Source organism: uncultured Maribacter sp. (assembly GCF_963974015.1).
Classification (GTDB): domain Bacteria; phylum Bacteroidota; class Bacteroidia; order Flavobacteriales; family Flavobacteriaceae; genus Maribacter.
This window is the reverse complement of record NZ_CAXBBZ010000014.1, coordinates 44353-65286: the sequence shown is the minus strand read 5'-3', so window position 1 is coordinate 65286 and position 20934 is coordinate 44353. Positions and strand designations below refer to the sequence as shown.

Genomic DNA, 20934 nt, shown 5'->3' with positions numbered 1-20934 from the left:
ATTTAATTTCCCCAAATACGTTGCCATAAAAATGCCATTAAACGTTTGGCATCTTTTTTAAACTTTGGTAATTCTTCAACATTAATATCCTTCCCGTTAGGTACAAGCTTGTAACTGAATGCAAATTGAGTTTCAGTTTCATCCATACTAATTAATCCGAATCTTAAATCATTGAAATAGAGTTGTCCCTTTTTTTTTGAAATAGTATACCAACCGTCAGTTATTTGAATAAGCCTTTCCACTTTATCATTTTTAGCCAAATCACCCAATAATTCATGATTTTTAGAATATGTTGTAAACACAATGGGTTTAGAGTCAAAAAAAGAGTAGTTACCCATTAAGTAGGCATCGTCTGTTTCGATATTAGCCATCCAAAGAATAGTATTCAATGGTGCAGGCCTTGTATTCATTTGATTATAATAAACATTCTGATTATCAAGGGCATTTTCAAATTTCTGAAAAGCGATTCCTTTTAAGACCAATGTTATCACTAAGTATGAACTACTTAAAATAAGCCCAAGTTTCACATACCTTTCTCGTACTAGCGCTGTTCTGTTCTGAAACATTGCCATAATCAAGAAGAGGATAAATGGCACAGTGTATAAGGGATCAATAACAAAAACACTTTGAAAGGCAAGACGGGTTTTTAAAGGCCAAAAAAGTTGAGTTCCCCATGTAGTAAAGGCATCTAAAACAGGATGAGTGAAAAGACCCCAAAACATGAGCCAAGACCAGTCTTTCCAGGAAGCAACCTCTTTACGATTCAACTTCCAAACTAGCCAACCAAAAATTGGGGCAAAAAGTACCGAAAAGAATATCGAATGACTAAATCCTCTATGCCATTCGATGGCAGTAACGGTATCCATAAAATAGCGTGTAAGCACATCCAAATCAGGAATGGTCCCGGCAATAGCTCCATAGAGCATTGCCTTATTCCCGACTTTCTTTCCCAACACGACCTCACCAACTGCGGCACCAAGTACTATTTGGGTCAATGAATCCATCAATAAATTTTAAACTTCAAGTATTTTTATTCCACCTAACTATTATTCTATAATACCCATTTTCTTCAAAAGAAATGATGCATTCATATTCTGGCAAATTCCGTCTTTAAACGTATAATCAAAATGCAGTTCGTCATCAATGATTTCTGCATCGAAATAATGGTTCTTAACTGCCGAATATTCATTAGCAACTTCACATAAACTTAAATCATGCGTTGCAATTATACCGGTAGATTTACTTTTCACCAATCGCTCAACAAACTTTCTTGAACCCAGAGCTTTATCCGTACTGTTCGTTCCTTTTAAAATTTCATCCAACACAATAAAATAGCGGTCGGTCTGTATTTCATCGACGATATATCGTAGCCTTTTTAGCTCTGAGAAAAAGTATGATTCATCATCGGTTAATGAATCGGTCGTACGCATACTTGTAATCAATTTTATTGGCGAATACATAACAGATTCAGCACACACCGGTAAACCAACATTCGCCATCATAATCTGAAGCGAAACGGTTCTTAAAAAAGTACTCTTGCCTGCCATGTTCGCACCAGTAATAATAAAAAACTGACCACCTTCAATAGTAATATCATTTAAAATACTTTTTGCAGGGTCTAATAATGGGTGTCCTGCGTTTTTTGCTTTCAACACCACATTACCATCGGTAATCTCAGGATAGGTAAAAAAAGGATGATTAAATGCGAAATTTCCTAAGCTGCTATAGGCATCAAAAAAAGCAATAGTATCGAACCAAGTTTCAACATCGCTACCATGATTACTAATCCATTTTTCAATCGCTAAACAATCAATTAATGACCGAAGAAAGAAACCATTGGCAAAAATCAGATACAGCAAGTTATTATTGCGATCAAGGTTACTAAGTAGCGATGCGAATTTTTTAAGAACTTTTGAATTTTTTTCTCCCTTACTTAAGATATTCTCCTGTTGCTTCATTAATAAAACAGAAGTGAAATCTGTCGTCTCAATCATTTCTAATAATTGATTGTACTGGTCAAAAGTAGATTTCATTTTGGTAGCACTCTGTCCTAAACTAGTTACTTTTTTGGTAAATACCCCAACTATAATTATTCCTAAGATTAACCAGGTTATTAAAAACGATTCAGGTATTTGGTCTAAGAAATAAGCAATGAAAATACCAATTGAAATTACCGAGAAAACCATAGGAATATAGCTCATGGCTTTTGGCACGAAAGGTTGGTAGTTCTTTAACCATTTAGCAATAATATGGGTAGAAGTTTCCGTTTTAGTCAATGCTGCCATAGCCGAAAACTCTTGACGCCAATCGACCTTCTCACCCATTTCTGAGATTGCATCTTGTTTTGATTTTATATCTAATATCGAATTTTCTTTGTAGATATCGGCCAATAATTGGCTGCCCTCAACTAGTTTGGTACGATTAGAAATTTGATAAAAAGAACCTTCACCAAAAAGATCTATATCTTGACTAAAATAATGCGTATCCTCAGCAAATTCTTTACCGGTTGAAAGTTTTGAATAATCCCTTTTAAGCACCAGTAACTCGAGTACATTAAGATTTCTTAACTCTTCAATCTTTGCTTTTTCTTGTTTAAGGTTTGAGTATTTACTTACCAAAAATAGAAACAAAGGAATACCCACAAATAAAACTCCAATGACATATTTGGCGTTGACCGATGCAAAATAAACCGCGACAATAGTTCCTAAAAATATAATTAAGCGCAGTGCACTAAATGAAAATAACTTCTGGTTTAATTCATCAATATCCTTATCAAACCCCTTAACTTTTTGGGTATAAAATTCCTCTAAATTCTTCATGAAAAATCAAACTTTTTTAGGAATTGTAAAGATAACCTTAGAAAATGGTTTCACCTTACTTTTCACATGGCATCGAGTTCCGCCCTTAACTTTTTGGTGAATTTAGAGACTACTAAACCAAATGAGCAATCTATGAGTTCTATAAAAAGATCAGAAAACAATTTTTTAAATGAACGTTGTTCTTTTTTTTATACTCATGTGCCATAAAAATATCAACCCCATTACATAACTCTATTACGGATTCTTTCAATTATCTAACACATCACCTTCAAAAGTTGTGTAGTTTATTTTGAGTAAATTAACCAATCGGAGCCTTTTTTTTAAATCCTCAATTATTCCCATTTTTACTCCGACATCTGCCTTTATGGATACCGTTGCAACACTTCTTAAATGTTCTGGCATTACGGACAAGGCTTGTAGAGCATAATCGCCAACCTCATCAACAGTAACAAACTTATTATCCATTTGAATTCTAGGCTCATTCCCCAAATTTGTATTGTGATTATCCTTAGCTTGACCCACAAAAATTTCAATAATACGATCTTGCTTATCCAATTTATCAATCTCTGTTGCCTTTGGCAACGTATTCTCAACCAATAAATTTTGGTTCTTCATAACAGTAACTGTCATAAAGAAAAAAAGAAGTATAAAAACGATATCAGGTAAGGATGCTGTAGATATGGGTGGTAAACTTCTACCAGTTGACATTTTGTTGAATTTTATCATAGCCTTAGTTATTTATGGTTTCTGGTTCTAGAATTTTTTGAGGGTAAAGCGCTCTGATAATTTCAAGGCTTTCTTTTAATTTTTCTTTTTGATTATCAGTGATTTCCTCATTATAATAATCAGAATTTATGGATTCATAAGTTGTATTGAACAACCTAAGACTTTCCCTATTGCGCAAGGTGTTATAAGCACCAATCACCTCATTTTGAACGGATACATAAACTGGATAGCTTGTATTACGAAGTGACTTAATAGATACTATAGCTTTTGAAGGATGTTCAGATAAATCAACCAAGCTTTCTCCTTTACAATAATCACAATATTCCCTACTTTGCATGGGCAACCCACCATTATCTATAAAGTCAATTACCTTTTCCCTGAGACGTGGAAGTTCGAGAATTTCTCCATTAGCCATTATTTGATCATTGTCATTTATGCTAATTTTAAAAAGGTTTCGCTCTTTAATTTCAGCTCTGGCTTCGTTGTTTTCTGGGGGCATTAGACGATTAAGTCCTGCGTCATTTTCTATAGAGGTTGTGACCAAGAAAAAAATCAATAATAAAAAAGCGATGTCTGCCATGGAACCGGCATTTACTTCTTGAGGTACTCTGTGATTTTTCATAAACAGTGCATTTAATACACTATTAAGAACCAAAAATCAACAAAAGTAAAAAAGTGAAAATGAGTGTATGGCCCTTTTGAATGAGTGAACGGACTCTTTTTAACAATTAAACCTTCCGTTCTACCCCTTTATTACAACGCATTCAATTCCGCCCTTAATTTTTTGGTGAATTTAGAGACAACCAAATCATAAGAGTGGTCGATTAATTCAATGACAAGTTTATTGGATACTCTATCTAGGTAGACAGTGTTCCAATGTTTTTTACTCATATGCCAACCCTCAATGATGCCATCATGCTCTTCACGAAGTTCTATGGCTCTATCAGGGTCACATTTTAAATTGATACGTAACGGCACATGGTCCAACCCACAAAGTGCGAACATTTTACCCATAACTTTAAAAACCAAAGTAACTTCATCGAAAGGAAAAGATTCCGTCACACCCTTTTTTGAAATGCAATATTCTCGGTATTCTTCGACGTTCATGGAAATCTTATTTATCAGCTGCTACCCTCGTTAAAAACACATTGGCATCATTCCAAACATAACGAATTTTTAAAAAAGGGGTATCACCTATTTCATTGGACTCAACTGTTTCTACTGCCACACCACCTAATTTATCGTAAAAAGAAATTGCAGCGGCATTGCTATCTAATACCCACAGATAAAAACCCTTTTCCTTGTTGCGCTTTAGAATTTCTTTTGCAAGCGAAATCATTAATTGAGTACCGCCCCCTTTACCTTGGGTATTTAAGCTTACATGTAAATTGTCAAGCAATGTTCCAAATTGAGCATCGTGACCAAAATAAGCACAAATAAAACCTTGTAGTTCATCATCTTCTTCAAGCAATATCAAGTATTGATCATTAGATTGATTTTGAAGACGTTTCGTCCATTCGTTTAATCGATCATCTAAAACCTCATTATCCAAAAATTCATCACTAAATGAACCTCGGTAATTCTGTTGCCAACTTTTAGCATGCAAATTTGCAATACTGTTGGCATCTGTGATTTTAGCCTCTCGAAAAACGAACATGGTATTTAGATGCTGGTAGAATCATAAACAATTACTTTTTTCCACAAATTTTCAGATTCCGCAATAAATAACTTGTGTGGTGCTTCATCTTGATATGCTTGTTGAGATTCAGCTGAATCAAAAGACAAAATCAAAGAATACGTAAAAGAGCCATCAACAACATCTCTACTAGCTCTTGGCGGTGTGCCAATAAACTTTGTTTTTGCATAACCCGAGTTATCTAAAAACTTCTTTAATGAGGTTTCAAAAGCTGTACGGTCTGCTTCATTATCTGGATTTTTCAACCAAAAAAATACGGTATGGGAAAAATTGGGATCAAATTCTTTCATTTCATTTTCATTTTGACCAAAAACAGTGCTGGTCATTAGTGTTATTGCAAGAATACAAATTATGTTTTTCATTATAAAATTTTAATTGTTTAACGTTATCGTTCTAGTTGTTCTATTTGCTTTTGCGGAATTTTAAGCGCTGTATAATCTAGCTTCCACCCAATGGTTTCCACAATTTTCTCCATAATCAAAACAGTCTGTAAAGCTTCTTTACGGGCAGTATCCATTAATCCACTTTCAGGAATTTTTTCACGAATATGTTTTTTCGCCTCTGCATTTAATTTCGTCAAATCATCTGGTACGAAAAAATTAAAAAAACCACTCTTTATATCATAAAACTCCAACTCAGGTTCTATACTTAACACCTCGGGTTGAGGGAAATTATCCAATACAATTAATTTTCTTTCTTCATCAGCATGCATCATTAACTTATTAAGGTCATATCCAATATGGGCCTTTGCCTTAATAACAATCAATGCTTTTTTTTTGCTGCTTACCAAACTCATAAAATCCTTTACATTCTCATACTTGTATATTTCAGCAAAATCTCCCTCAACCGAAATAAGCTTACAAACGCTTTTCATTTTCTCTAAAAGCACGGTAGACTGATGAGTGGTAATTTCTTTAGTCTTCTTACCCCTAAAAAATGTAAAAACCCAATATGTACCAATAGCACCTAAGAGTAATCCAAGAAACGTATCAAAAACATTATCCATTTTTTCCTCCTATTTCACCTAAATGAGTAAACTTAAACCCTTTATCATATTTAAGTCCGTAGCCAAAGATACGGTCCATAGCTATATGTATAAAAAGAATTGTTCCTATTAATTCAACTATGGGCAACATAAAATAGGCACCTACGAAATACAAAAGTATAGCGACAGCCCTATGATGAACTATATTGTAACACAGCGCACCAATCTTTGACCCTAACAGATAGCCTAACATCGATACATCGGGAGTTAATATCAACACAGGTAACCACCACCATTGATAACCCAATAGGCCAAACATAAATATACCAAGACCCATTAAGGCAACTTCTTCTAATTTCAATACATTTTTCATGATTATTCTATTTTATAAAGTACTGGTCTGCTTGGGCTAGCATCGTTTTCAAATGGGGCTACTTGAAGATTTAAAAAATAGCTTCCATCAGCGATAGCATCCTTCACATAGATAAATTCCGTTATTGTTGCGCCTAATCGTACCTCTCCGTTAACATTCCAAAATGCTTTGTGTGCTAATAACTGCCCATTATCTTTTTCTTTATCCACAGATGGCAAATCAATTAACAGATGCTCAACACCCAATTCTCTAATATACTCCATTGCTTCCTCTAAAATGTATGGAGGATTGGTATTAGAATATTGTCTGTTTAATTTGGTCTCGGAATTCGGAATCGTACGAATTACTATAGCCTTAGGATCTTTATTTTCTAATAATTTTTTTAGCTGATTCTTGGTAATGACCAAATCACCATTTTCTTCTGATGGAGCAATGGTTATAACCTCAGCCAAGAAAAAAAACTGATGCAGGTTTTGATTTATGGACTGATGTTCTATTGATATATGCCCCACACATTCCGTATGCGTACCATGTGAATGTGGATTGAACCAAATATCATAAAAATTTGTACTTGAGCCTGCCGAAATACTACCTATAAAATCACCATCGGTATGTGGTGAAATTTTGGGGGCATCGATATACCAAGCATTTATATTTTCTTTAGTACCTCTAATCGCTATCGAAATATCTAACGGTTTCGAAAGGTCTATGTGGTATTCTTTGGTTTTGTAGGATATAGTGGCCTTCATTTTACTACTGTCAATAAGTGTGCAGTTGAATGGTTGATTAAACGTTGTATTTTGAATTAAGAAAATTACAACTTTTTAAACGGTTCAAGTAAGGTTATTCGAATCGAGAAACTTTCGTGTCCAAAAGGTTATCGAAGATTGACCATAAACAAATCTGCAGCAATACCGTCTGCCAGAAACATGCCTTTTTTTGTTGTTTTAAGAGTTTCTCCATCTATAAACAAAAGATGTCCTTCAATAAATTTATCGGCTTGTAACAAGGCATATTCCTTAAACTTTGGGCCAAATTCGGTTGCTATTCTACTTAAAGATACTCCCCAAATGGTTCTAAGTCCAGTCATTATATATTCGTTGTATTTATCTGTCGCAGAAAGAACCTCAACTTCCATAGGAACGATATTTTGCTCAATAGATTTAATATACTTCGGATTGTTATTTATGTTCCAGCACCTGCGAACACCGTCAAATGAATGCGCAGACGGACCAATACCTATATATTTTTTCTGCTGCCAATACGCGGAATTATTTTTTGAGTAATAACCAGGTTTTCCAAAGTTGGAGATTTCATAGCAATCAAATCCCGCACCTAATAGAATTTCGTTCAAGAGGTTAAAATGCTCTTGTGCTTCTTCATCACTGGCAGGTGAAACCAATCCTTTTTCCACAAATTTGGCAAGCGCCGTTTTAGGCTCTACGGTTAATGCATAGCTAGATATATGCGGAATTCCGTATCCAAGAGCTTTATCAATATTTTCTTTCCAACGAGCTAAACTCATGTTGGGCATCCCATAAATAAGGTCGATAGAGATATTATCGAAATGTTTACTAGCCAATTGCAAACTTTTTTCTGCCTCTGCAGAATTATGTGCCCTATTCATCAGTTTTAAATCCTCCTCAAAAAACGATTGAATACCGATACTTAATCGGTTTATCGAACTCGCAGCCAATTGCACTATTTTCTCTTCTGATAAATCATCAGGATTCGCCTCTAAGGTGATTTCAGGATTATCGATAAGATTATAATTCCTGCGAACCGAGTTCAATATTTGCTCTATTTCATCCGTTTGCAAAACGGATGGTGTACCACCACCAAAATAAATTGTCGCTACAGTTTCTCCTTCAAACTCCGCCCTACGCAATTCTAGCTCCTTACATAACGCGTTCACCATTGCCTCCTTCTTCCCCATCGAGGTAGAAAAATGAAAGTCACAATAATGACAAGCTTGCTTACAAAAAGGAATGTGAATATATATTCCGCTCATGATAAAATAAACAGTTAACAATTAACAATGAGCAATTATGCTCCTTTTTTTATTCTTGTGGATTTTAAAATCGAAAACATAATTTTAGAAAGCTCGTCTGCATTATCAACCAATTTCTGCCCCGTAGTTACTTCAATATATTCTGAATCCATAAGTAGGTTCAACCAGTATTTGGTTTCCAAACTTTCTTTGTAAGCAATTGAGATTTTAGCGGAAAAATCTGCTTTAGAAATTGCGCCATTAGCTTCGGCTATATTAGCACCAATAGAAGTTCCAGACCTTAAGAGTTGCTTTGATAAAACGTATTCATTTTTATTTTTGGTAATAAGTTGATATAGCTTAACAATTTGCAAAGCAAAATCATAAGATTTTTTCAATAATGGATTTTCATTGCTCATTGATAATTGCTAATTGATTATTGTCTTATTTCTTAACCCTTTTCTCATTCTGCTTCACAAAAGCATCCCATCCAGTATAACTTTTACCAACCTCAACCCTACCCTCATTATAAAAATGGCAGACCGCAGCTGCTAGTCCGTCAGTGCTATCCAGGTTTTTGGGTAATGTTTTTAATCCTAATACACTTTGCAGCATTTTTGCCACTTGTTCCTTACTGGCGTTTCCATTACCGGTAATCGCCATTTTAATTTTTTTAGGAAGGTATTCGGTAATCGGTATTTGTCTTGAAAGTCCCGCAGCCATGGCTACGCCTTGAGCTCTGCCTAATTTAAGCATCGACTGTACGTTCTTACCAAAAAACGGTGCTTCAATAGCTATTTCATCGGGGTGATAGGTGTCAATTAATTCAATTGTACGCTCAAAAATGAGCTTTAATTTCGTGTATGGGTCATTATATTTTTGAAGTAGCAATTCATTCATTTGAATAAACTCCATTTTTTTACCTACTACTTTAATGAGTCCGAAACCCATAATAGTTGTACCTGGATCAATACCCAATATGATTTTCTCGTTCGCCAAAATGTTTAGTTTGTATTTAATTGAACAGGTATACGGTATTTGGTGTTCACCGGAATCCCCCTTTTTAAAGCGGGTGCAAGTTTAGGAAGATTCTTTAAGCTTTGGGTAATAACTCCGTCAAATTCTGGCATTTGGGTTAATACCCAAGCATCTTTTTCTATATCGATGACATTAATTTTACCCATCGTATCGATTACAAAAATAACCGCTACCGTTTCACTTTCGGCATTGGTAAGTGTAAATTCAAAATCATTTAAGGTTTCTTGAAAATGAGAAATTAATGTTTCTTCAAAGCATGATTTCTGTTCAGCTTTGGTAGCTGCTTCATCACAGGTGTAGAAAAAGGGATATGAGTCAACACTATTCCAATCTATATGACGCAATTCTTCATTTATAAGCTCTTGAGTTCGTTTTTGTTTTGATTCAAAGAACGAACAAGAACTTACAAGTATTAAAAGAAGAAAGTATACATATCGTTTCATCACACCTGTTCTACGGGTGAAATTACGATTTTTTTGAGGAGTTGCTTAATCAAATATGAGGTCGAAATATATTTTGACAATGTATAATGTTCTACTTCAATTTAAAGGTAACCGGAATAGAGAAAGGTACATTTACTGGCTTACCATCATTTTTTCCGGGAGTCATATTGGGCAATCGCTTAATGATACGCTCTACCTCATCCTCCAATAGCTTATCTGAACCTCGCATTCTAATATTCTCGATAGTACCCTCAGAAGTAATCATAAACATAGTGCTTACCCTACCTTCAATATTTGCGTCTTGTGCAGCCTGAGGATATTTAAAATTCTTACCAATATGTAATTGTATCTTGTCATTAAAACAAGCCCGTTTATCAGTAGCATCCTCACAGCCCGGAAAAATGGGGACTTCGTCCACAACTGCGAAAGGCACTTCACCATTATTATTTGAAACTTTTGATGAGTTTAAATAATCTAACTTGAATACTATTGGAATAGAATAAGGTATCCTTACAACTTTTCCTTTATGTTTAGCCGGCTGCATCTGAGGTAATCTTTTTATAATCCTCTCAACTTCTTTTTCCAATAATGGATTTGGTCCTCTCATCTTTAGATTGTCAACATTTCCATATTCATCAATCGTAAACATAACGTTTACCCTTCCTTCAATACCCGCTTCAAAAGCTTGCTCGGGATAAGAAAAATTTTTACTGATATGTTGTTGCATCATTTCATTAAAACAAGCTTTTTTATCCGCAGTATTTTCACAACCTGGAAATACTGGCACTTGCTCTACGTTAGAAAAATGTATTTCAATACCAGATTTTAAACTTGTTTCATTTATTGATTCCCTATCTTCATTTTTTGATTCTACCTCACAACTGGTATAAAACAACATCCCCAACACCATAGGAATTAATAGCAAATACTTTAACTGCCAAACTTTTTTTGATTTTGATTTTTGTAACATGACGATTCGTTTTTTGATTAATGATTTTGTAAAAAATTGATTGATGAATGATATATGTTCGGTTTGAAAGACTTGCGATAATAACTGCTGATATTGTTCTGATTTGTCTTCTTTGGCTACATGAGCATCTGCAATAAATTCGTGCAATTCTGAAACTCGATTTTGATACACATATACCAAGGGATTGAACCACGCGATTATTCGCATTAATTCAAAGAATAATAGATCCCAAGTATGTCCTTGTTTTATATGTACCAACTCATGCTCGATAATGGTATCATGTTTCATTTTTAGCACCTTGTCACCAATGAAAATGGATTTAAAAAATGAAAAGGCGATGCTGCTATTAGTGATGATTACTTGCGTGAAATTTGGAAATTGAACCTGCTTACCGCGCTTTTTCAATAGATATACTTGGCTTAGTTTTAACACAAAAAACAATAGCGCCAATACCATTCCTGAATAGAGTACACCTTCTTGCCAAGTTAATTGCCAACCCGCAGTATCCTCAACATCTACTGCCACTTGTGCAGCATTTAAATTCCATAAAAAATCAGGATACCCAGCAAAAGTATGTGGCATTTGCTGCTTAAATGCTTCAATTTTTACCCAGGGTAAAATCAGGGATAGTAAAAATGTACCTAGTAAGTACGCTCTATTCCATTGAAAAAAAGTTTCTCGCTTTAGAAAAAAGTCATAAATGACCAAGAATAGTAATTGAAAGGTAATGCACTCTAGTATGTATTGCATCATGGCATATCCTTTTTAATTTCATTCAATACCGATTCAAGTTCAGACAAGCTCATATCATTTTTCTTCATAAAAAAAGACACCATACTTTTAAAAGAACCTTGAAAATACCCATCTACCAGTTTATTAATAGATTGATTACTGTAATCGGCTTTTTGCACCAATGGAAAATACAAATACCCTTTCCCCTCTTGCTCATGATCTACAAAGCCTTTGCTTTCAAGAATACGCACTATGGTAGAAACCGTATTGTATGCCGGTTTTGGTTCAGGTAATTTTTCTATAACCGCGGCAACATTACATTTCTGTAATTGCCATATAACTTGCATAATCTCTTCTTCGGCTTTTGTCAACTGTTTCATTCAACTAATGTTTTAGTTTGTTATTCAAATATAACTAAATATTTAGTTTAAACTAATTTTTTAGTTATAAAAATAATATTGGTTCATTCTCCTGTAACTTTAGAGACCTATCTTAGTCTAATACAAAACACTGAAATCAAACAATGGATATTTTCTTATTGACACTAGGCTTTATACTAATGATCGTGGGCATAATAGGTAGTTTTTTACCCATTTTACCAGGGCCTCCAATTAGTTGGGTGGGCCTACTTCTACTACATTTTACAAGCGTAATAGATATGACTTGGACCTTTCTAGTAATTACACTAGCCATTGCTTTACTGGTTTTTGCCTTAGACTATGTAATACCAGCCATAGGAACTAAAAAATTTGGAGGTACCCGTGCAGGAGTTATAGGTACCACTGTTGGTTTAATAGTCGCACTTTTCTTTCCTATATTAGGCCCTTTTGGCATTATTATTTGGCCTTTTATTGGTGCTTTAGTAGGTGAATTATTAAATAAAGCGGACAAAAAAACCGCTGCAAAAGCGGCTTTTGGTTCATTTCTAGGTTTTTTGACCGGTACTTTTATGAAATTCTTGGTAGCCATTGTATACTTAGGGTTATTCATTTCTGAAGCCTGGCAACACAAAGCAGCACTATTTCCTTTCTTTAATTAACCCTATTCAGTAATCCAATCTGTTTTTGAAGCAATCAGATTTCGTTTTCCTTCAGGAAGATCTCCGTCAAAATTTCCCATATAAAAGAATCCTAAGCATTTTTCACCTTCTACAAGTGGAAAGAATTCATCCATGTATTTTATGAGTCCGGGTGAAGACCAATAACAACCTATACCTATTTCTGTGCATAGCAACCACATGTTCTGTACGGCCATAGAAACAGCGGCCACTTCTTCCCATTCTGGCAAAGATTCCTTTGGGTCTCGCTGCATGCAAATAGCAATAACAGCACTTGCCTTTTGAGGATTCTCTTGAAGCTTTTTGATTTTCATTGCTTTTGGCCTTGGATCCAATTCTTCATACTTCTTAGATAAAAAAGTACCTAGTCGATTTTTCGCCTTTCCTTGAATCACTTTAAAACGCCAAGGTTCTGTGCATTTGTGGTTTGGCGCCCAATTTGCAGCCTCCAATACCTTTTCTATGTCAGCCTTCAAAACAGGGGTGTCATTATACTGTACTGGAAAAATAGACCTTCTCTTCTTTATTAAATCAAATATCATAATGTCATTTTATCTTGTAAAATTAAACCTTATCCTATAAATTTTATGTTACGCATTTACTAAAAGTAAAGCGCGAACATATCTTACGTTGATTTAACGCTATTTTGCTAAAAGTAACTCCATGCAATTTTTCAAAACCGGATTCTTATGCTCCTTTTTCCATATGACCGATAATTCTGCCCGCTGGGGAATATTCTTAAGTTCAATAAATTTTACTCGCATTTGAAATCCGTTCTGCAAAGCTGTTGGCACAATAGCGATACCCATATGATTCTCTACTAATTTAAAAATGGTATGTGCATGAACCGATTTATGAGAGACTTTCGGCACAAAACCTGCATCTTGACAAATACTCATTATGGTATCATAATACAAAGGACTATAGGCTTGACTGAAAAGAATAAATTCATCATTTATAAATTGATGCATTCCTTCAAACTCACGTGTCAACATTGGGTATCTTTCTGGCAGCACTAATGAAAATGTATCCTTAAAAACAGTTTTCATATTCAAAGTATTGGGTACTCGAGAAACGCGCACGAAACCCATATCCAATTGATCATTAAGAACTCCGTCTACTTGTGCAAAATTTGAAAGCTCCTCTAAAGATGTTTTTACTCTAGGGTAATTCTCCTTAATCTTCAATAATAAATCTGGAATAATCCGCTGCATGGCAGAACCTAAAAACCCTATTCGCAACTCACCACTATTACCATCACCTACCAATTTTAGCTGCCGTTCAACATTCTCTAAATGGTTGAATACAAATTCAACTTCTTTCTTTAAATAATGACCCGCTGGCGTAAGCGAAACTTTTTTCTTGTTTCGTTCAAACAATTGCGTTTCAAGAATATCCTCCATTTGCCGTATCTGTCGGCTTAGTCCGGGTTGGGATATAAATAACTTCTCCGCAGCTTTTCTAAAATGTAATTCATTCGCGACAGCAAGAAAATAATTTAAATGACGCAGCTCAAGTTGATTACTCATAGTTATGGATTAATGACAAAATTGATATTACCAAGTATTAAAAATAGGTATTAATTTTATTTTAAATCTTGAAACACAAAAGCAATGAATGAACAGACTTTTAAACTAGGTGAAGATTGGCTTACCACAGGTAAAGCATTAGAAATTACTGAGAATAAAATTTCTGTTATTCTTTCAAATGAAACCGAGAAAAAAATAGAGAAAAGCTGGGGCATCGTTCAGAAAATAGTAGACAAAGGACACCCTGTTTATGGTATTAATACTGGATTCGGGCCCTTATGCACTACCAAGATTTCAAAATCGGAAACGAATATTCTTCAGACCAATATTCTTCAAAGTCATAGTGTAGGTGTTGGTGACCCAATAAAAACAGACATTGCAAAATTGATGCTGATTCTTAAAGCACAATCCTTAGCTAAAGGTTTTTCAGGTATCGCATTGAAGACATTACAACGGATTATTTGGCATATAGAGAATGATGCTATTCCGGTAGTTCCGTCTCAAGGTTCTGTTGGTGCATCGGGAGACTTGGCGCCTTTGTCCCATCTTTTTCTTCCCTTAATTGGAATGGGAAAAGTGGAATATAAAAATGAAATTATCTCGACAGCAACCTTGTTTGAAAAAACAGGACTTGAGCCTATCGCGTTGGGTCCAAAAGAAGGTCTTGCTTTGATAAATGGCACTCAGTTTATTGCAGCGCATGCCGTAAAGGTAGTTTCCCAACTACACTCCTTATTAGCACAAGCCGATATTATTGGCGCCATGATGATTGAAGGTTTACAAGGTTCTGTAAAACCTTTTTACAATGAACTTCATGCTTTACGCCCATTTAAAGGTAATCTTCATGTTGCGAAAAGAGTAAAGAAATTATTGAAAGGTTCTGAAATCATGGAGGACCATATTGATTGTGAAAAGGTACAAGACCCCTATTCCATTCGGTGTATTCCACAAGTACATGGTGCTTCTCGTACCGCTTGGCTACACCTAAAAGAATTAGTTGAAGTTGAATTAAATTCGGTTACCGATAACCCCGTAATTATTGATGAAGAATTGACCATTAGTGGCGGTAACTTTCATGGGCAACCATTAGCCATGGCATTAGACTATGCGTGTTTAGCAGCTTCGGAATTAGGGAATATTTCAGATAGAAGAATTTATTTAGCGCTGGAAGGTAATAGTCCTGGTGTACCTAAATTACTAATGAACGATACTGGCATCAATTCTGGTTATATGATTTTACAGTATACTACGGCAGCCTTGGCAAGTGAAAATAAGGGACTTTGTTTTCCATCAAGTGCAGATAGTATTCCTACATCTCTAGGCCAAGAAGATCACGTAAGCATGGGTTCTATTGGAGCGAGAAAAGCGTTACAGGTCATTGGAAACGTAGAAAAAATATTGGCCATAGAATTATTAACTGCAGCCCAAGCATTTGAATTCCGAAAACCACTAAAATCCGGTGTCTTTTTAGACGAAGTGCATAACGCCGTTCGTGAGCAGGTCGCATTTGCTGTAAAAGATCGCATTTTCGCCGACGATATTGAAAAAGGAATTGAAATGATTCATAATAAAACCATCATAAAAGTTGTAGATCGTGTTCAAAAAGAACTAAACATTTCTTTGAAAACTAAATTTTCAACAGAATTCGAAGTATATTGAAAACATGAAAAAAGCAACATTAATAGGCCCCTTCAAGCAAATTATAACCATGACAGGTATGCCTTTAAAAGGTGCCGTTAAGGATAGTGAATTGCACATAATTTCTGATGGAGGTATCCTTATAACTGATTCAACTATTACCAAAATAGGAGGTTTTGAAAGTTTAAAAAAAACCGAAAAAATTGAAGAAACGATAACCCTAAAAGGAAATCATGTATGTGTACCAGGCTTTATAGATGCTCATACCCATATCTGTTTTGGAGGATCACGAGCTAAGGATTATGCAATGCGAAATGCAGGTAAATCTTATTTAGAAATCGCACATGCGGGCGGTGGTATTTGGGATACGGTTACGCAAACTAGAAAAGCCACACAAGTAGAATTGACCAAAAGCACCATAAAACTTGCTAATCGTCATTTAAAAAATGGCACCACCACTATAGAGGTAAAGAGTGGCTATGGCCTTACCGTGAAGGAAGAGTTGAAAATGCTACGAGCAATCAAGGAAGCCAATAATAGCGCCTTACCAGATTTAATAACAACATGTTTAGCTGCACACATGCTACCTAAAGATTTTTCAGGTACAGAAACAGAGTATCTAGCAGAAATTGCTGATGGATTATTCCCTATTCTTAAAGCAGAAAAATTAGCCAACCGTATTGATGCATTCATTGAAGAGAGTGCATTTTCATCACAAGACATTAAAGCCTACTTTGAAAAAGCGTATGACATGGGATTTGACATCACCGTTCACGCTGATCAATTTACACCAGGCGGAAGCAAAGTTGCCGTAGATTTCAAAGCAATAAGTGCGGATCATTTAGAGGCAAGCACCGATAATGAAATTGAGATACTAGCCAATAGCGATACCATAGCTGTTGCCTTACCCGGTGCTTCTATAGGATTAGGATGTGATTTCACTCCCGCTCGTAAATTATTAGATGCTGGTGCCGCTTTAGCAATTGCAAGCGACCACAACCCAGGCTCTGCACCCATGGGCGACTTATTAACTCAAGCCAGTATTTTAGGTACATTCGAAAAACTGACCAATGCAGAAGTTTTATCAGGAATCACCTTTAGAGCTGCTGCGGCCTTAAACCTTTCTGATCGCGGAAGACTAGAAGAAGGGCTACTGGCCGATTTTGCAGTTTTTCACAGTGACAATTACCAAGATATTCTTTACAACCAAGGCAACTTAAAACCTTGCATGGTATGGAAGAATGGCAATCTTGTATTTGACAGGCATAAGTAATTAGTCGTTAGTGAAAATTCAAAAAGTCTACGGTCATATTTAAAATTTTCACACATTCTATATTCAAAAAAATAAAAGATGGATTTTAAAGCACTTATACAAACCGGTATTCCGAAAGAACTTCCTCAAAAAAAAGAACGTTCTTTAGAAGTTAGTCATGCTCCAAACCGAAAGCAAATACTTTCTAATGAAGAGAAACAATTGGCGATTAGAAATGCTTTACGCTATTTTCCATCAAAATGGCATGCAATACTAGCACCTGAGTTTGCTGAAGAATTGCAAATTTACGGCCGTATTTACATGTATCGTTTTCAGCCATCTTATGAGATGTATGCTAGGCCAATATCTGGCTATCCGGCACATACTTCTCAAGCAGCTGCAATCATGCTCATGATTCAGAATAACTTAGACCCTGCTGTTGCCCAACATCCTCAGGAGTTGATTACCTACGGTGGCAATGGAGCCGTATTTCAAAATTGGGCTCAGTATCTGCTTACCATGCAGTATCTATCGGAAATGACTGAAGAACAGACTTTACATATGTATTCTGGTCACCCAATGGGCCTTTTTCCTTCATCTAAAGAAGCTCCTCGCGTGGTGGCAACAAACGGAATGATGATTCCGAACTACTCTAAACCAGATGATTGGGAGAGATACAATGCATTAGGGGTAACACAATACGGCCAAATGACGGCTGGTTCATTTATGTATATTGGTCCGCAAGGCATTGTTCACGGTACAGCTATAACAGTGATGAATGCATTTAGGAAAGTATTGAAGAACGACGAACATCCGGCTGGGAAGATTTTCCTGACCGCAGGTTTAGGCGGTATGAGCGGTGCCCAACCAAAAGCAGGCAATATTGCTGGTTGTATTACTATTTGTGCAGAAGTTAATCCGCATGCCGCCAAAAAAAGATTTGAACAAGGTTGGGTAGATGAATTAATTCAAGATTTAGATTCATTGGTGATTCGAACAAAAAAAGCTAAAGCGAATAATGAAGTAATCTCCTTAGCATTCATTGGTAATGTTGTTGATGTGTGGGAGCGCTTTTATAATGAGGATATTTATATCCATCTAGGTTCTGACCAGACCTCTTTACACAATCCTTGGGCCGGTGGGTACTACCCAGTCGCGCTTTCATTTGAAGAAGCTAATTTAATGATGAATCAAGACCCAGAAGCTTTTAAAGTTAGAGTTCAAGAATCTTTACGCAGACATGCCGAAGCCATAAACTTGCATACGGCAAAAGGGACTTATTTCTTCGATTATGGCAATGCCTTTCTTTTAGAAGCCTCCAGAGCGGGAGCTGATGTAATGGCAGAGAATACTATTGATTTTAAATATCCTTCTTATGTACAGGATATTTTAGGGCCAATGTGTTTTGATTACGGTTTTGGTCCTTTTAGATGGGTGTGTTCTTCAGGAAAAGCCGAAGATTTACGTAAAACGGATACCATTGCTTTACGTGTTTTAAAGGAAATAAAAAAAGATGCGCCAACTGAAATTCAACAGCAATTGTCAGACAACATCAAATGGATAACGGAAGCAGAACAAAATAAGTTAGTGGTAGGTTCTCAAGCCAGAATATTATATGCTGATGCAGAAGGTAGAGCAAAAATAGCTTTGGCCTTTAATGAGGCAATTGCAAATGGAGAGCTATCTGCCCCTATTATTTTGGGTAGAGACCACCATGACGTAAGCGGAACAGACTCACCCTACAGAGAAACAAGTAATATAAATGATGGTAGCAAATTCACTGCCGATATGGCCATACACAATGTCATTGGCGATAGTTTTAGAGGTGCTACATGGGTTTCCATCCATAATGGTGGTGGTGTTGGTTGGGGTGAAGTCACCAATGGTGGTTTCGGTATGGTATTAGATGGCTCAAAAGATGCAGAGCGTAAACTCAAAAACATGCTCTTTTATGATGTAAACAATGGGATATCTCGCCGAAGCTGGGCTCGAAATAAAGAAGCCATGTTCGCTATTCAACGAGAAATGGAAAGAACACCAATGCTTAAAGTTACTTTTCCTAATTTAGTAGAAGACAAATATTTAGAGAACTTGTTTTAATCGAATTCTAGTGTAAATTTGATGCTTTAATTCATTAGATTTCACCACTAATTTGCTGATATAACATGTCAAATTATAAGCCTCCTAGAAAAGAAAATTGGATTGGAAGGTCGTCTGACCAACAACTCTATTTGAATGAAAAAATTATTCTTTCAAGTATCAAATCACCATTTCAGTCTAAACAAAACAAGACTATAGCCCTATTAGGCTACAGTAGCGATGAAGGAGTACGAAGAAACCATGGCAGAGTTGGATCATCATTGGGTGCAGATGCTATTAGGAAGCAATTGGGGAAAATGCCCAATCATCTTGACGACAACACGCAAATCATCGATTTTGGAAATCTTGAATGTAATGATGAAGATTTAGAAACGCTACAGAACGATTTAACAAGTGCCGTTACATTTCTTTTAGAAAACGATTCAATTCCACTTATACTTGGTGGTAGTCACGATCTTGCTTATGGGCATTACAACGGTTTGTCTCAATATTTACCGAAAAACAAAACAATAGGTATCATTAATTTTGACGCGCATTTCGATTTTAGGCCAAATACCAATGGTAATACCTCAGGAACACCTTTTTACCAAATAGCCACGGAGCATAATGCTAAAAATGAGTCAATAAAGTATATGGCTTTAGGTATTCGAAAAGATGCGAACACAAAAGACCTATTTGAATTTGCAGAGGTCCATCACGCAAATTATTTAGAGCAAAAGTATTTTTGCATGACCTATTTAGAACATGTAGAATTACGTCTCATGCAATTTATAGAGGATGTTGATTATCTCTACACTACAATTGATTTAGATGGTTTTTCTTCAGCTTATGCACCAGGTGTTAGCGCCTCATCGCCAATGGGCTTTTCTCCTGACATTGTTCTTAAAAGCCTTAAAATTATTCTTGAATCGGGTAAATTATTAGGATTGGATGTCGTAGAACTAAATCCGAATTTCGATGTAGATGATCAAACTGCAAAGTTAGCAGCCTCTTTGGTTCATTATGTTATCCATAAAGTATAAGCGAAAACAAAAAAAGCCTCCCATTATGGAAAGCCTTTCATTGGGTACTATCGGCATAAACCGATAAACACAATTGTCTCAAATATTCTTTGAGACACAACACAACGCCACAAAGATAATAAAGGTTTTTAAATAAATGTATAGCCTGTTAATTTCTTACAACAACTATTTTATAATCAAATTTAATTGGTCTTCATTTTTACTGAAAAGTTGAAAAATCTGTTGTTTTTCTTTTAATGAAAATTGCTTCGAAGCAAACCAATCATGAATTTTAATTTTCTCATTTTCAATTTGTGCGTTACGAATTGCTTTTAAAGAAACGATATGCCAATGCGAACCTTTATTACGTGAAACCGAATAGCCAACATCTTCCATAATATAAGATTGTTTTGGTCTATTTATGAGTCTAACCCCATTTTTCAACACGGCCAAAGTTTCAGTTAAACGCACCACTTCAGAAAATGAATATCTAGCAAAATCGTTGAAGCCATTCTGCTCTACATTATAAAGTTTATCACCAATTTTAAGGTCATTCATAGCATTAAAAAGCTGCAAATTTAAAGG

The 20934-nt window shown here is 35.6% G+C and carries 24 protein-coding genes; 5 read left to right on the top strand and 19 right to left on the bottom strand.

The genetic code is table 11. The features are described 5' to 3' along the window. Window positions 1-2: 2 nt before the first annotated feature. The 16 genes from AACZ41_RS14865 to AACZ41_RS14790 form a co-directional block, all read right to left on the bottom strand. Complete coding sequence (locus tag AACZ41_RS14865) at window positions 3-1004, bottom strand: metal-dependent hydrolase (protein WP_339629358.1); 1002 nt, start codon at window positions 1002-1004, stop codon at window positions 3-5. A gap of 42 nt (window positions 1005-1046) precedes the next feature. Next, complete coding sequence (locus AACZ41_RS14860) at window positions 1047-2819, bottom strand: DNA mismatch repair protein MutS (protein WP_339629357.1); 1773 nt, start codon at window positions 2817-2819, stop codon at window positions 1047-1049. A gap of 246 nt (window positions 2820-3065) precedes the next feature. Further along, window positions 3066-3527: a biopolymer transporter ExbD gene (locus tag AACZ41_RS14855; protein ID WP_339629355.1), complete on the bottom strand. Its 462-nt coding sequence runs from the start codon at window positions 3525-3527 to the stop codon at window positions 3066-3068. Window positions 3528-3549: 22 nt separating this feature from the next. Then, window positions 3550-4167: a biopolymer transporter ExbD gene (locus tag AACZ41_RS14850; RefSeq protein WP_339629354.1), complete on the bottom strand. Its 618-nt coding sequence runs from the start codon at window positions 4165-4167 to the stop codon at window positions 3550-3552. A 131-nt stretch (window positions 4168-4298) separates the two neighbouring features. Beyond that, entirely contained in the window at window positions 4299-4652 is a 354-nt protein-coding gene (locus AACZ41_RS14845) for an MmcQ/YjbR family DNA-binding protein (protein ID WP_339629353.1), read from the bottom strand. Between the two features lie 7 nt (window positions 4653-4659). Continuing rightward, the gene (locus AACZ41_RS14840; protein WP_339629352.1) at window positions 4660-5202 is read right to left on the bottom strand and encodes a GNAT family N-acetyltransferase; all 543 of its coding nucleotides are present in this window, start codon (window positions 5200-5202) and stop codon (window positions 4660-4662) included. 5 nt (window positions 5203-5207) lie between these two features. Next, complete coding sequence (locus AACZ41_RS14835; protein WP_339629351.1) at window positions 5208-5603, bottom strand: Dabb family protein; 396 nt, start codon at window positions 5601-5603, stop codon at window positions 5208-5210. Between the two features lie 23 nt (window positions 5604-5626). After that, window positions 5627-6247, bottom strand: a complete 621-nt coding sequence (locus AACZ41_RS14830; RefSeq protein WP_339629350.1) for a DUF4230 domain-containing protein — start codon at window positions 6245-6247, stop codon at window positions 5627-5629. After that, on the bottom strand, window positions 6240-6599 hold the full coding sequence (locus AACZ41_RS14825) for a DUF4260 domain-containing protein (RefSeq protein WP_339629349.1): 360 nt from the start codon (window positions 6597-6599) through the stop codon (window positions 6240-6242). The genes AACZ41_RS14830 and AACZ41_RS14825 overlap by 8 nt, the downstream gene beginning before the upstream one ends. Window positions 6600-6601: 2 nt before the next feature. Further along, window positions 6602-7348, bottom strand: coding sequence for a cyclase family protein (locus tag AACZ41_RS14820; RefSeq protein ID WP_339629347.1), 747 nt, complete (start codon window positions 7346-7348; stop codon window positions 6602-6604). A 128-nt stretch (window positions 7349-7476) separates the two neighbouring features. Next, the gene (gene hemW, locus AACZ41_RS14815; RefSeq protein ID WP_339629345.1) at window positions 7477-8610 is read right to left on the bottom strand and encodes a radical SAM family heme chaperone HemW; all 1134 of its coding nucleotides are present in this window, start codon (window positions 8608-8610) and stop codon (window positions 7477-7479) included. A gap of 35 nt (window positions 8611-8645) precedes the next feature. Further along, a complete protein-coding gene (locus AACZ41_RS14810; protein ID WP_339629344.1) occupies window positions 8646-9008 on the bottom strand; it encodes a four helix bundle protein in 363 nt (120 codons plus the stop codon). Window positions 9009-9033: 25 nt separating this feature from the next. Beyond that, on the bottom strand, window positions 9034-9588 hold the full coding sequence (gene ruvC / locus AACZ41_RS14805; RefSeq protein ID WP_079511787.1) for a crossover junction endodeoxyribonuclease RuvC: 555 nt from the start codon (window positions 9586-9588) through the stop codon (window positions 9034-9036). Window positions 9589-9593: 5 nt separating this feature from the next. Beyond that, window positions 9594-10070 carry a hypothetical protein gene (locus tag AACZ41_RS14800; RefSeq protein WP_339629341.1) on the bottom strand — a complete coding sequence of 159 codons (477 nt, stop codon included), beginning with the start codon at window positions 10068-10070 and terminating at the stop codon, window positions 9594-9596. Between the two features lie 91 nt (window positions 10071-10161). Beyond that, window positions 10162-11793: a M56 family metallopeptidase gene (locus AACZ41_RS14795; protein WP_339629339.1), complete on the bottom strand. Its 1632-nt coding sequence runs from the start codon at window positions 11791-11793 to the stop codon at window positions 10162-10164. Further along, window positions 11790-12152, bottom strand: a complete 363-nt coding sequence (locus AACZ41_RS14790; RefSeq protein WP_339629338.1) for a BlaI/MecI/CopY family transcriptional regulator — start codon at window positions 12150-12152, stop codon at window positions 11790-11792. Before AACZ41_RS14790 ends, AACZ41_RS14795 begins: the two co-directional genes overlap by 4 nt. A gap of 143 nt (window positions 12153-12295) precedes the next feature. On the opposite strand from AACZ41_RS14790, the gene AACZ41_RS14785 reads away from it, so the two are divergent. Continuing rightward, window positions 12296-12811, top strand: a complete 516-nt coding sequence (locus tag AACZ41_RS14785; protein WP_339629337.1) for a DUF456 domain-containing protein — start codon at window positions 12296-12298, stop codon at window positions 12809-12811. 2 nt (window positions 12812-12813) lie between these two features. Here AACZ41_RS14785 and AACZ41_RS14780 read toward each other — a convergent pair whose 3' ends face one another. Together AACZ41_RS14780 and AACZ41_RS14775 are read right to left on the bottom strand one after the other, a co-directional pair. Continuing rightward, complete coding sequence (locus AACZ41_RS14780; RefSeq protein ID WP_339629336.1) at window positions 12814-13371, bottom strand: nitroreductase; 558 nt, start codon at window positions 13369-13371, stop codon at window positions 12814-12816. 99 nt (window positions 13372-13470) lie between these two features. Then, window positions 13471-14358, bottom strand: a complete 888-nt coding sequence (locus tag AACZ41_RS14775; protein WP_339629335.1) for a LysR family transcriptional regulator — start codon at window positions 14356-14358, stop codon at window positions 13471-13473. An 84-nt stretch (window positions 14359-14442) separates the two neighbouring features. On the opposite strand from AACZ41_RS14775, the gene hutH reads away from it, so the two are divergent. The 4 genes from hutH (at window position 14443) to hutG (ending at window position 20370) form a co-directional block, all read left to right on the top strand. Then, window positions 14443-16017 carry a histidine ammonia-lyase gene (hutH, locus tag AACZ41_RS14770; RefSeq protein ID WP_339629333.1) on the top strand — a complete coding sequence of 525 codons (1575 nt, stop codon included), beginning with the start codon at window positions 14443-14445 and terminating at the stop codon, window positions 16015-16017. 4 nt (window positions 16018-16021) lie between these two features. Next, window positions 16022-17269, top strand: a complete 1248-nt coding sequence (hutI, locus tag AACZ41_RS14765; protein WP_339629332.1) for an imidazolonepropionase — start codon at window positions 16022-16024, stop codon at window positions 17267-17269. A gap of 78 nt (window positions 17270-17347) precedes the next feature. Further along, a complete protein-coding gene (locus tag AACZ41_RS14760; RefSeq protein WP_339629331.1) occupies window positions 17348-19348 on the top strand; it encodes a urocanate hydratase in 2001 nt (666 codons plus the stop codon). Between the two features lie 65 nt (window positions 19349-19413). Beyond that, entirely contained in the window at window positions 19414-20370 is a 957-nt protein-coding gene (gene hutG, locus AACZ41_RS14755) for a formimidoylglutamase (protein ID WP_339629330.1), read from the top strand. A 165-nt stretch (window positions 20371-20535) separates the two neighbouring features. On the opposite strand, the gene AACZ41_RS14750 is transcribed toward hutG, so the two are convergent. After that, window positions 20536-20907, bottom strand: coding sequence for a pyruvate kinase (locus AACZ41_RS14750; protein WP_339629329.1), 372 nt, complete (start codon window positions 20905-20907; stop codon window positions 20536-20538). Window positions 20908-20934: the final 27 nt, after the last annotated feature.